This is a genomic window from Flavobacterium sp. CECT 9288 (assembly GCF_918731615.1).
GTDB lineage: Bacteria > Bacteroidota > Bacteroidia > Flavobacteriales > Flavobacteriaceae > Flavobacterium.
Genome location: NZ_OU957226.1, coordinates 2,632,647 through 2,645,205 on the forward strand (window position 1 = coordinate 2,632,647; position 12,559 = coordinate 2,645,205).

The 12,559-nt window shown below is 36.1% G+C and carries 10 protein-coding genes; 4 read left to right on the top strand and 6 right to left on the bottom strand.

What is annotated here, in order from left to right:
- Window positions 1-2 precede the first annotated feature (2 nt).
- Window positions 3-2,141 (top strand): methylmalonyl-CoA mutase, encoded by a 2,139-nt coding sequence (gene scpA, locus LQ189_RS11595; protein ID WP_230157255.1) that lies wholly within the window; start codon window positions 3-5, stop codon window positions 2,139-2,141.
- Between the two features lie 133 nt (window positions 2,142-2,274).
- Here scpA and LQ189_RS11600 read toward each other — a convergent pair whose 3' ends face one another.
- The 5 genes from LQ189_RS11600 to dapF form a co-directional block, all read right to left on the bottom strand.
- The gene (locus LQ189_RS11600; RefSeq protein ID WP_086454252.1) at window positions 2,275-2,916 is read right to left on the bottom strand and encodes a peptidoglycan-binding protein LysM; all 642 of its coding nucleotides are present in this window, start codon (window positions 2,914-2,916) and stop codon (window positions 2,275-2,277) included.
- Between the two features lie 97 nt (window positions 2,917-3,013).
- On the bottom strand, window positions 3,014-3,928 hold the full coding sequence (locus LQ189_RS11605; protein WP_370634849.1) for a DUF2279 domain-containing protein: 915 nt from the start codon (window positions 3,926-3,928) through the stop codon (window positions 3,014-3,016).
- 2 nt (window positions 3,929-3,930) lie between these two features.
- Window positions 3,931-4,971 (bottom strand): endolytic transglycosylase MltG, encoded by a 1,041-nt coding sequence (mltG, locus tag LQ189_RS11610; RefSeq protein WP_230157257.1) that lies wholly within the window; start codon window positions 4,969-4,971, stop codon window positions 3,931-3,933.
- A gap of 88 nt (window positions 4,972-5,059) precedes the next feature.
- A complete protein-coding gene (locus LQ189_RS11615; RefSeq protein ID WP_230157259.1) occupies window positions 5,060-5,593 on the bottom strand; it encodes a GNAT family N-acetyltransferase in 534 nt (177 codons plus the stop codon).
- 64 nt (window positions 5,594-5,657) lie between these two features.
- Complete coding sequence (gene dapF / locus LQ189_RS11620; RefSeq protein ID WP_230157260.1) at window positions 5,658-6,440, bottom strand: diaminopimelate epimerase; 783 nt, start codon at window positions 6,438-6,440, stop codon at window positions 5,658-5,660.
- Window positions 6,441-6,577: 137 nt separating this feature from the next.
- Here dapF and LQ189_RS11625 point away from each other — a divergent pair, with 137 nt between their 5' ends.
- Both LQ189_RS11625 and LQ189_RS11630 read left to right on the top strand, forming a co-directional pair.
- Complete coding sequence (locus tag LQ189_RS11625; RefSeq protein WP_086455089.1) at window positions 6,578-7,978, top strand: trypsin-like peptidase domain-containing protein; 1,401 nt, start codon at window positions 6,578-6,580, stop codon at window positions 7,976-7,978.
- A 158-nt stretch (window positions 7,979-8,136) separates the two neighbouring features.
- Window positions 8,137-9,585: a glyceraldehyde-3-phosphate dehydrogenase gene (locus LQ189_RS11630; RefSeq protein WP_086455090.1), complete on the top strand. Its 1,449-nt coding sequence runs from the start codon at window positions 8,137-8,139 to the stop codon at window positions 9,583-9,585.
- Between the two features lie 353 nt (window positions 9,586-9,938).
- Here the strand turns inward: LQ189_RS11630 and LQ189_RS11635 are convergent, their stop codons facing one another.
- Complete coding sequence (locus tag LQ189_RS11635; RefSeq protein WP_230157262.1) at window positions 9,939-11,345, bottom strand: APC family permease; 1,407 nt, start codon at window positions 11,343-11,345, stop codon at window positions 9,939-9,941.
- A gap of 447 nt (window positions 11,346-11,792) precedes the next feature.
- Between LQ189_RS11635 and LQ189_RS11640 the strand changes: the two genes are divergently transcribed.
- Complete coding sequence (locus tag LQ189_RS11640; protein ID WP_230157264.1) at window positions 11,793-12,299, top strand: hypothetical protein; 507 nt, start codon at window positions 11,793-11,795, stop codon at window positions 12,297-12,299.
- Window positions 12,300-12,559 lie beyond the last annotated feature (260 nt).

Here is a 12,559-nt window from a genome sequence, read left to right on the forward strand (position 1 = left end):
AAATGAAAAGAAAAGATTTACAACATATAAAATTAGAAAGCAACCCTATAAATGTGGAGAATGAAAATGCTGTGGCTGATGCATTTCTAACGGCAGAGGGAATAGAGCTAAAACCTACGTACACACAGCAAGATATTGACAAGCTGACACATCTAGATTTTGGAGCTGGTTTCGCACCCAATTTACGTGGACCGTATGCTACCATGTATGTTCGCCGTCCTTGGACAGTAAGACAATATGCTGGATTTTCTACAGCCGAAGAAAGTAATGCTTTTTACCGCAGAAACTTAGCTGCAGGACAAAAAGGACTTTCAGTAGCTTTTGACTTACCTACCCATAGAGGATATGATTCAGATCACGAACGTGTTGTAGGCGATGTAGGAAAAGCAGGTGTGGCTATAGATTCAGTTGAGGATATGAAGGTGCTTTTTGACCAAATCCCTCTTGATGAAATGTCAGTATCCATGACCATGAACGGTGCTGTTTTACCTATAATGGCTTTTTATATTGTAGCTGCAGAAGAGCAAGGTGTTAAAGCTGAATTACTTTCTGGAACCATTCAAAATGATATTCTAAAGGAGTTCATGGTGCGTAATACCTATATTTATCCGCCTACACCTTCTATGAAAATAATTGCTGATATCTTTGAGTATACCAGTAAAAACATGCCTAAATTCAATTCCATTTCAATTTCTGGTTACCACATGCAAGAAGCCGGAGCAACAGCCGATATTGAACTTGCGTACACATTAGCAGATGGATTAGAATACATCAGAACTGGTTTAGCCACAGGAATGAAAATAGACGAATTTGCTCCGCGTTTGTCTTTTTTCTGGGCAATAGGAATGAATCATTTTATGGAAATTGCAAAAATGCGAGCTGGCAGAATGATTTGGGCTAAATTAGTCAAACAATTCGAACCGAAAGATGATAAGTCTTTGGCGTTACGAACGCATTGTCAAACATCGGGATGGAGTTTAACCGAACAAGATCCATTTAATAATGTAGCAAGAACTTGTATAGAAGCTGCTGCTGCCGCTTTTGGTGGCACACAATCTTTACATACCAATGCACTTGATGAAGCCATTGCATTGCCAACAGATTTCTCAGCTAGGATTGCAAGAAATACTCAGCTATATTTACAAGAAGAAACTAAAATTACAAAAACAGTAGATCCATGGGCTGGCAGTTATTATGTAGAGAGTTTGACGAATGAAATTGCCGAAAACGCATGGAAATTAATCGAAGAAGTTGAAGAACTTGGCGGAATGACCAAAGCTATTGAATCTGGCATCCCAAAATTACGTATTGAAGAAGCTGCCGCAAGAAAGCAAGCCCGAATAGACAGCGGACAAGATATTATTGTAGGTGTAAATCAATATCGATTAGAAAAGGAAGATCCATTACAGATTCTTGACGTAGACAATCAAATGGTTCGAAAGCAGCAACTAGAACAATTAGAGCGAATTAAAGCGTCTAGAGATACCCAAAAAGTACAAGATTCACTAAAAAAACTGACTCTTTGCGCTCAAACTGGCGAGGGAAATTTACTTGAAATTGCAGTTGAAGCAGCCAGAAACAGAACTACACTTGGGGAAATTAGTGACGCCTTAGAAGCCGTTTTTGGCAGGTATAAAGCGCAAATAAAATCATTTAGTGGTGTGTATAGTAAAGAAATAAAAGACGACAAAAGTTTTGAAAAAGCAAAACAACTGGCCGACGAATTTGCAGTAAAAGAAGGCCGTCGCCCTCGAATCATGATTGCAAAAATGGGGCAAGACGGACACGACAGAGGTGCTAAAGTAGTAGCAACTGGTTATGCCGATGTGGGATTTGATGTGGATATTGGTCCGCTTTTTCAAACACCCGAAGAAGCTGCCAAACAAGCTGTAGAAAATGACGTGCATATTCTAGGTGTTTCCTCACTTGCTGCTGGACACAAAACACTCGTGCCACAAGTAATTGACGAACTAAAAAAATACGGACGAGAAGATATCATGGTGGTTGTAGGCGGAGTAATCCCTGCTCAAGATTATCAATTTTTATTTGATGCTGGAGCGGTAGCTGTTTTTGGACCTGGAACAAAAATAAGTGATGCAGCAATCAAAATACTTGAAATACTGCTCGAAAGTTTTGAATAAAACTTTAGTAAAAGCACAAAAAAATCACCTAAATGGTGATTTTTTTGTTTTGTAAAACATTTAGAATACATCTTCCTAAATATTTAATGACAATAATTTTGCTCTTAATTAAATAAAATCGAATTAAAACGAATTAGATATTATGCACCGTTGCATTATTATCTGGCACAATAAACGAAGTGTCAAAACCTCCAAAAAGTTTCATATAACTCTTAATTGAAGTTCCGTAAGCATCTTTAAAATTGCGTTTGCCTTTGTATCTAAAATATTTTTTAACAGATCCCGCACCTCCTAGATGAGCTGCTGCTAAAATTCCAGATTCTGTAACTCGAACACCATGAAGTACGGTGCCATTGTACTTTTCAATTTCATTGCGTAATTCCCATTTGTTCTTAGATAAAAGTGCTATGAAAGCCTTTTCTTGAAGTTCAGGGCTGTTTAAAAAAGCGGTGCTATTATGAACACCTACTGATTTTAAAGTTTCAATTCCAAATTGATATTTACCTAAATATCCTAATGAATTAATTTTTTTGTACTTGCTTTGAGATTCTCTTGTTCCTATGGCTTCTTTAAAACCAATAAAAAAATTTCCAGTGAAAGGAATACTAAAATTAGCGTATTCGCTTGGCTCTTCAGATGGGAATAAATAATGAGTTCCATCTTGTTCATTAATCAAAAACCACGGGTTGGTTTCTAAGTTTAAAGGTTTAAAACCTAAGCTCAAAAATACTGTTATCACAGCTAGACTAGTGTAAAAATACCACTTCTTTATCATAAATTGTTTTTCTTCAAAACGCTGTCCCGTTAAGAAATTTCTATGCGCAAAGATACAAAAAAAATAGCAAGCTTGATAATCAGCACGTTAAACTTATCTAAAAATAGATGAAGTGGTATTTAATACCGTTTAAGTGCGAGAACTCTATTGTAGGTGCAGGAATTTTGACCGTATTAAAAACCGAGAAAACCGTCTTCAAAAAATGAGAATTGGTTTTGATTTTAGTCAAGTCAACATCTAAACTGAAGTAAAACTGTCTGTATCGTTGTGGATTAAAAGCCGCATTTGGAGCAAGTGTAGCAGTATTTCCAGCTACCATTCCTTCGGCTCCATAACCCAAAGCAACATTCAACCATTTTGGTATTTTAGAATTTTTAGCAAAGGAATGTAAATTAATCGAGAGCCAATACGTTTGTCCGTTATAATCCTTTATGATTTGTTCTGATACGGATTTCCCTAACACTGCTGGACGGTATTGTGCATAAGGTGAAGTATGAAAAGAAAATTTAGGCAGTATGCGTTGTTCATCCCATAGTAATTCTTGTGACACGTACAAGCCCGTTCCTGCAGCATTAGCAACAACATCACCTATAGAAGCTCCCCACTCTGAGGATTGACCGTCCATAACCTCAACTGCGGTCAAGAATGCAAAACCCAATCCTGCACCGTAAAGTAGTTGATTTTTTTTAGAAGCTCCACTCCAATGGAGCATTTGAGCACTAAAACTCCCCAATTGATAGGATGAAAAAACATGCCCTACTTTATCCATTTGCAACCACTCTGCATTATCATTAACAAAATGAAAATCAGATTTAGGATAATTAGCATACCATAATTGATTCAAAGCAAGCAATGTACCTGTTGCAACCACAGCTTGGGAAACCAACACTGTTTTTTGCCTTTGCACTTGTATTGTATCCGAGGGTTTTAGAAACTTGTTTAATTTGCTTTGGCAAAAGCCAATTTGAGAAAAAAACACAGCAACAAAAATATATCTTAAAATAGTGTTCACAACTATCTTACTACACCTTGATTGTTAATCCAATCTGAATATTTTTTTGCGTTTACATTATGTTCTGGCAATGTAGCGGCAAATTCATGATACCCAAAACGGTCAACACTAGCGCAAAAATAAATGAAATCATTTTTTTCTGGATTTAAAACAGCCTCTAATGCAGTAATATCAGGCATAGCAATAGGTCCTGGAGGAAGTCCCACATTCATATACGTATTGTAAGGATGAGGCATGGTCAAGTCATTGTAAAAAACTCTTTTGATTACTTGGTTAAAATCATTGGCTTTCTTTTTCATGGCAAAAATCACCGTAGGATCTGCTTGTAAAGGCATTTCTAATTTCAATCGGTTAAGATATACTCCTGCAATTCTTGGTCTTTCATCTTTTTTAACCGACTCTTTGTGAACAATTGAGGCTAAAATTGTAGCTTCAACTGGAGTAAGGCCTTGCGCTTTTGCCTTTGCAGTACGCTCTTTGTTCCAGAAGTTGCGGTACTCTTTAATCATTTTATCTCGAAATTTTTCGGCTGGAGTATTCCAATAAATTTCATAGGTATTGGGAATAAACATGGCTAAAATATTTTCCTCATTGAATCCGTTTTCTTGCAAAAAAACCGAATCTTTAAATGTATTGAGCAAAACCAAACTATCCGCTTCTATCTGAGATCCTACACGACCTGCAAGATTTTCTATTCGTTCTTGATTGTTGAATGCTAATTTTACTGGCGAATTTAAACGTAAGGTTTTTACAAGATCATAGCTGCTCATTCCTTTTTTAATCACAAAACGTCCTGGAATTACATTTTCAATATAGCCTCGCTTAGAAGCTACAAGCTCAAAACGCTCTAAATTTTCTACGTAAGGGCTTAAAATTTTCTTGACATCTTCATATTTAGAATCGGTAGGTACATAAACGTACACTTCTTGCTCAGGAAACTTAGTATTGGCAGAGAAAATTTGTTTTAATAAAATCATGCCATAGATCATCAATCCAGATATTAAAACAACTGAGACAATGCTAATAATTTTCTTAGTATTCATAGGGTGGTATTATTTTTTTAAGCTTTTAGTTTTTTTTACGGAAGCATAAATAATTGATTTAAAAATACTTATATCTTAATTTGAAAAATTAAAATTTAGTATTGATAAGCTGGTACATGGCTTCATCTTTGTAATTTCCTTGATGCAAAGTCCAATCTTTTTTTATACCAATCATTTCAAATCCAAATTTAGTAAAAAGTGCGGTACTTGCTACATTTTCGGCACCAATATTTGCATATAATTGATGTAAGTTTAGATTATAGAATGCATATTCGATTAATAATTCCAAAGCTTCGGAGCCAATATTCTGATTTCGGTTTTCGTTCTTTTGAATTACAATCCCCACACCTGCCCTATTATTCCTTGGATCGAAATCAAATAAATCTATCAATCCTAGCGCAGGAAAATCTTGATCTTGGCAAATAGCAAGACGCAACTGCTTAGCTTCGTAAATATCTTGATGTGCATTTTCTAAATATTGCTTGACTAGAAACCTACTGTATGGAGTGTTTGTATTGCTTACTTCCCAAATGCTTTGGTCGTTTTCAATTGCGTAAATAAATTCTAAATCATTGGGTTCTAATGCCCGAATGTAAATATTATCGCCTTTTAATGTTTTCATTTATTTTTTTCACAAAGTTACACAGAGATAAACCTAGCTTAATTTTAATACTAGTTTCTAAAAATTAAATCTCAATTGTACCTTGAAAAACAAATTGAGCTGGGCCTTTCAGAAAAACATTGGTAAACACACCCTCATTATTATCAAATGAAACAGTTAATTTTCCGCCTTCAACATTTAAGTTAATAGCAGTTGCAGTTGTTTTTCCGAGTACATTCATGGCTATTGCAACTGCTGTAGCGCCTGTTCCGCAAGAAAGTGTTTCGTCTTCAACGCCTCTTTCATACGTTCGAAGAGAAAAGGTATTTTCATTAATTTGCTCTACAAAATTAACATTACTACCTGCTTGTCCGTATAAATCTCCGTATCTAATTGATGCTCCAATATTTTTTACATCGTAGTTTTCTAGATCTTTAACCAGTTGCACGTGATGTGGTGAACCTGTATTTAAAAACACATAATCAGGAGTCACATTTACGGTTGCAACATCAATCATTTGCAGAGCTACAATTTCGTTCTCGTCAATGGTAGCATGATGCAAACCATCTGTAGCAATAAATGTAGTTTTGTTTTCAATAACCTGAAGCTTTTTGGCGAAAGCCACTAAACAGCGTCCACCATTACCACACATAGAACTCTGGTTTCCATCTGAGTTGTAATACACCATTTTAAAATCGGTATCCAAGTCATTTTCTAACAAAATTAAACCATCGCCTCCTATTCCAAATCGGCGGTCACACAGTTGAGCAATCAATTTTGTGTTCTCTTTTGGAAAAAATTCGGTACGGTTGTCAATCATTACAAAATCATTGCCTGTGCCTTGGTATTTATAAAATTCTAATTGCATTTTTTTAATTTTGTGAAACACAAAAGTACAAACTATTAATGAAATGTTAATCATTGTTAAAGAGCGTTAAACGGTATTTTAACAATCCAAAAAAGTTTTAATTTTACCTATATATTTTTTTAAAAACGAAATTGACTATGAAAAATTTATCAACATTATTTGGAGTTTCTTTATTAAGTGGTGTAGTTACCTTAGGTTCTTACAAGCTATTATTTGATACTGATGGTTATTTTTCAAAAGATAATGGCTCAGTAGTTACCATGGCTTCCAACTCGTACGGTAAGCGTGTTGGTTTATCATCGGAAATACTTGATTTTACTGAGGCCGCTGATAAAACCATTCATACCGTAGTACACGTGAAAAACGTTTCCAGAACCACTGTTTCTAACCCAATATTAGAATATTTTTACGGTTATAGAGGTGGACAATCACAAGAACAAGTAGGAACGGGATCTGGAGTAATTATTTCTGAAGACGGCTATATTGTAACGAACAATCACGTGGTGAAAGATGCCTCTGAAATTGAAATTACACTCAACAATAAGAAATCATACAAAGCAAAATTAATTGGTACCGACTCCAAAATGGACATTGCTTTGCTAAAAATTGATGCTGGCGAAAAGCTTCAATATACGGCTTTCGCCAATTCTGATTCGGTGAAAGTGGGTGAATGGGTATTGGCAGTAGGAAATCCGTATAATCTGAATTCGACTGTTACGGCGGGTATCGTTTCGGCGAAAGCCAGAAATTTAGACACCAGCGGAATTCAATCGTTCATTCAAACGGATGCGGCGGTAAACCCAGGAAACAGTGGTGGTGCCTTAGTAAACACTCGTGGTGAATTGATTGGTATCAATACTATGATCTCTTCGCCAACAGGAAGTTATACCGGATACTCTTTTGCGGTTCCCTCAAACATAACCCGCAAAATTATTGAAGATTTAATGGAATTTGGGAATGTACAACGCGGAATTCTAGGCGTTGAAGGTGGCGAATTGAATAGTATGAATTCTAAAGAATACGGTATTAGTTTAACCCAAGGATTTTATATAAAAAGGGTAACGAAAAATTCTGGTGCTGACAAAGCTGGCTTAACCAACGGAGATGTGATTGTCAAATTAGACGAACAAAATATTACATCATTTGCAGATCTTTCTGGATACATCAATACGAAAAGACCAAATGACAAAGTTCAAGTTACCTATATTAGAGACGGAAAAACTAAAACCGTTCCTGTGACTTTGAGTAAAAACGAGTTTTTTAATGCGGAGTTCAAAGGTATAACACTTGAAAACATTGAAGCTGCTGATAAAAAGAAATATAAAATTGATCACGGTGTGCGCATTAAAGGTATTAGCGATGAACAGTGGCAACAGTATGAAGAGGAACTAGTGGGAAGTATAATTTTAAGTATTGATAACGTAAAAGCAACAGATGTAGAAACGGTATCGAAAAGATTTGGAAAAATAGAAGCTGATCAAAAGGTACGCATAGAATTGATCAGTAAAAATGGTGAACTGCTACGTTTTTACATGTAAGTTTATTTTTAAAATTGAATACTAAGCCATCTTGCTAAACAAGGTGGCTTTTTTATTTTGCAAAAAAATCTTAAAACACGCTACGAAATCGATTGAAATGGGTATTTTTGCCAAAAATTTTAAAAAATACAACACCTTATTTTCCTTAAATTTTCAACATGGCAACTACTACTTTATACGAAAAAGAAGTCTCTTTGCAAGCCGACAGGCGACGTGCAGGAGTAGAACTGATTAAAATCATCAGTGATTTATGGTATGACAAATCAATTGAGATGGTCTTATTCCGCAATCAATTATTAGACAGAAATGTAAGTGAGATTATCAATTTACATGAATATGCTGCTGAGTTTGTAGGCAAACCTATTTCAGTATTTGATTCGGTTAAAATTGCAAAAGCTATTTTAGAGTTGAACTTACTTCCTGCAAAATTAGACATTGGTAAACTTACCTATGAATACGGATTAGAAGAGGACAAATACCCAGATGCTAAATATTTTGTAATTGACAAACTAAAAAACGCTAAAGATTCTGAAGAAATTCATCCAAAAGATGTTGTCTTATACGGTTTTGGACGTATTGGTCGTTTACTAGCAAGAGAATTAATGTCAAAAACGGGAAAAGGAAGTCAATTGCGCTTACGTGCTATTGTAACCCGTGATAAAAACGATGCTGTTTCTCTTGAAAAAAGAGCTTCATTGTTGCGCTATGATTCTATTCATGGAGATTTTGAAGGTTCAGTAACTGCAGATCCTGCAAACAATGCTTTAATCATCAATGGAACAACCGTTCATATCATTACTGCAAACAGTCCAGAAGAAATTGATTATACGCAATTTGACATCAACAATGCTCTTGTAATTGACAATACAGGTGCTTTTACAACTCAAGAAGCTTTGAGCCGCCATTTAACTTCAAAAGGAGCCGATAAAGTATTGCTTACCGCTCCTGGAAAAGGAGTTCCTAATATTGTACACGGTGTAAACCACAACGAGTACAACCCGGATGAAATCAATATTTTCTCTGCAGCTTCTTGTACTACCAATGCCATTACTCCGATTTTGAAAGCGGTTGAAGATACCCTAGGTGTTGTAAAAGGACATTTAGAAACCATCCATGCGTATACTAATGATCAGAACTTGGTAGACAACATGCACAAGAAATACCGCCGTGGTAGAGCAGCAGCGTTGAATATGGTAATTACTGAAACTGGTGCAGGAAGTGCTGTTGCAAAAGCATTGCCTAGCTTAGCTGGAAAATTAACTTCAAATGCTATTAGAGTTCCTGTTCCTAATGGTTCGCTGGTTGTGTTAAACCTTGAGGTTTCAAAAACCACTTCTGTAGAGGCCATCAATGGAATTATGAAAAAATATGCTCTTGAAGGGGAGCTTGTAGAGCAAATAAAATATTCATTGAATAACGAATTAGTTTCTTCTGATATTGTAGGTACTTCGGCGCCTGCTATCTATGACAGTAATGCTACTATTGTGTCTGCAGATGGGAAAAATATTGTGCTTTACATTTGGTATGATAATGAATACGGGTACAGCCACCAAGTAATTCGCTTGGCTAAATATATTGCTAAAGTAAGACGTTTTACGTACTACTAGCCTACTGTTTACAAGTTGTGGTGGGTGGTTGAAATTTTTTTAGTTTTAGTTTTAGTCAATAGTTTTAAATTTAAGACAACCACTTCCCGACTTGAATAAAATTTAAAATCCGTCTTGTTTTAGAACGAGACGGATTTTTTTGTTTATGATTTTTGTCGTGGTACCGAATTGGCACGCAGATATCGCAGATTTAGCAGATTTTTTATTGATTTTTTAAAAACACTTTACTACAAGTATTTTTAAACATATAAGGAATATAAGTTCATATAAGTTGAACTATTTTAAATTCATGAATGATATAATACATCTCACAGCTTACTAATTAATAATTCATAACTCATAATTAAAAAACCCTACTCCTTCGCCTTAGTCATATAGTAAATCGGGATGCCAATAAGCATAATCAACACACCCCAACCACAGGTAGTTGGTTTTGTGTACAATAACGCCAAACATATCGCCGAAGAAATCAAAATATACAAAGCAGGCAATACCGGATAACCAAAAGCCTTATACGGACGCTCTGCATTTGGCATTTTTTTACGTAAAATAAAAATTCCTAATATGGTTAAGATGTAAAACACCAGTACAATAATCACCACAAAATCAAGTAAATCCCCATACTTACCCGTCAAACACAAGGCCGATGCCCAGATACATTGCGCCCAAATAGACCATTCTGGTACACTAGCTTTGTTTAACGAAGCCGCTTTTTTAAAGAAAACACCATCCTGAGCCATCGTATAATACACGCGAGCACCCGCCATAATCAAACCATTGTTACACGCAAAAGTCGAAATCATAATCATCACGGCAATAATCAAAGTTCCTACCGACCCAAAAATAGTTTGCGAAGCCACCACAGCCACACGATCTGATTCGGCAGTAGCAATATCAAACAAAGGCACCACCGCCAAGTACATCACATTGGCTACAATATAAATCACACTCACCAATAATGTTCCTAGAAACAAACTCAAACCCACATTGCGTTTTGGGTTTTTAATTTCGCCTGCAATAAAAGTAACGCCTTCCCAAGCCACACTCGAGAATTGCGATCCCACAAAGGCCGCCGAAATGCCCGATATCAATGCAATACCACCAATAGGCACCCACTCGCCTGTTTCCACATTCAAACTTTGAGCTTGCCATGCGTTAGCCCAATTCGCATCCCACACCGCACTATCGGCAGCCATAAAACCAAAAATAATCAAACCCGCTAACGAGAGTACTTTGATCACCGTAAGCACCGTTTGCAAAATCTTCGAGTTTTTCACTCCGCGACTGTTCACATAACTCAACAACACAATCGTAACAATAGAAACAATTTGGGCTGCGTTTAGTTTAAAGTCGCCTATTTCATACAAAATATTTTTATCACTCAAAGGCGCATACAAGTAAGCTGCAAACTTGGCAAAAGCCACACCCACCGCCGCAATAGTACCGGTTTGAATCACCGCAAAAAAGCTCCATCCGTACAAAAACCCAATGAGTTTACCATAAGCTTCCTTAATATACACATACTGCCCACCCGCCGTAGGGAACATCGCGCTCAACTCGCCGTAACTCACCGCAGCAATCACGGTAATCACGCCCGTAAGCACCCACATAGCAATCAGCCAGCCGGCAGAGCCGAGTTGTCGCACCATATCCGAGCTTACAATAAATATCCCCGATCCTATCATAGAGCCCACCACAAGCATGGTCCCGTCAAGTAGTCCTAATTCTCTCTTAAAATTGTCTGGTTTTTGGTCTTCCATAAAATGGTTTTTTGGTTAGTTGTGGGCTAAAGATATACTTTTTTTAGAAATCTAAATTCAGATATGCTTATTTTGGGCATGTCCCAGCTTCCGCACGGCTACAGCTGCGTCAGGCTATGCGCTTTATCTTTATTTTCTTAAAGAAAGAAAATAAAGGATGCCGCTACTATCCTTCATGCAAAATCCTCCTTTTCATGTTCAACCTCAGAAAAAGAGAAGTGCTGCACTAGGGTTTTAAGTACGAAAAGCTTGCAACTAATAAAACGCCTTTACCGTTTTGTAATACAATTATTCTTATATTTGAAAATCGATCTAGCTCACGCCAGATAAAGCAAGCCTAATTTTAAGGTTCTATGTTAATTTTGTTAGACCAATCCAAAAGTTAGCAGTTATCGCTTGGGAAATCAAAGAATTTTAGGACATTAATAAAGAAATAATCATATCGAGATGAATTACAATGAAGCCAAACATAAAGTTTTAAAATTGTTGTTGGATGTAAAACTAAATTTTATTGACGAATATCACGATGATAGAGAAGCGCTTTTAACACTTGATCAAATTGTGAAAAAGCAAAAATTGGATTACGACACCATTAAAGTTATATTAGCTTCTTTGTCAGCCAACCAAGAAATCAGATTCCATAACTTCTATCCCGAATATGATTTCTCTGGCTACTTAATTACAAATTCGGGAATATATGCGTACGAAGATGAAAAATATCTACGAATTAAAACTGAACGTTCAAGAGCATTTTGGAGCTTTATCATTTCAATTATATCTTTCCTTTTATCAATGTTTGCCATATTAATTGCAATTAAAGAACCTAAACAAGAATCTCAGACACCAAAAAATATTATTTCTAAAGACACTAAATTGAAAAATCCTTTACCAATTAAAATTGATGATTCATTGACAGGCAAAAATAAAATGCAATTAAAAGTGAATGGAAAATAAAAACATAGCGTAGATTGCAACAATCGCTACCCCCCCCCCGCTAGCGCTAGCGTCGGGCTCGTGAGGGTGTTAACGGATTAATATGATTTTAGTTTGTACAAGTCATTAGATTTTTTTAAAATATTGAAAATATTAATTATGTTCACGAGCGGGACGCTCGCGCTAGCTGGGTTATCCTTTTTAAATCATATTATCGTTTAGCCGAAAATACTCATCTTCATAATCATCAACAAAGTCATACTCGTAACTATTAACTAGAA

Bases quoted from the DNA above. Each gene is read 5' to 3' on its own strand.
- LQ189_RS11630 (WP_086455090.1), top strand. From the start codon at position 8,137: ATGGCAACTACTACTTTATACGAAAAAGAAGTCTCTTTGCAAGCCGAC.
- scpA (WP_230157255.1), top strand. From the start codon at position 3: ATGAAAAGAAAAGATTTACAACATATAAAATTAGAAAGCAACCCTATA.
- mltG (WP_230157257.1), bottom strand. From the start codon at position 4,971: ATGAATACTAAGAAAATTATTAGCATTGTCTCAGTTGTTTTAATATCT.
- dapF (WP_230157260.1), bottom strand. From the start codon at position 6,440: ATGCAATTAGAATTTTATAAATACCAAGGCACAGGCAATGATTTTGTA.
- LQ189_RS11635 (WP_230157262.1), bottom strand. From the start codon at position 11,345: ATGGAAGACCAAAAACCAGACAATTTTAAGAGAGAATTAGGACTACTT.
- LQ189_RS11625 (WP_086455089.1), top strand. From the start codon at position 6,578: ATGAAAAATTTATCAACATTATTTGGAGTTTCTTTATTAAGTGGTGTA.
- LQ189_RS11615 (WP_230157259.1), bottom strand. From the start codon at position 5,593: ATGAAAACATTAAAAGGCGATAATATTTACATTCGGGCATTAGAACCC.
- LQ189_RS11600 (WP_086454252.1), bottom strand. From the start codon at position 2,916: ATGATAAAGAAGTGGTATTTTTACACTAGTCTAGCTGTGATAACAGTA.
- LQ189_RS11640 (WP_230157264.1), top strand. From the start codon at position 11,793: ATGAATTACAATGAAGCCAAACATAAAGTTTTAAAATTGTTGTTGGAT.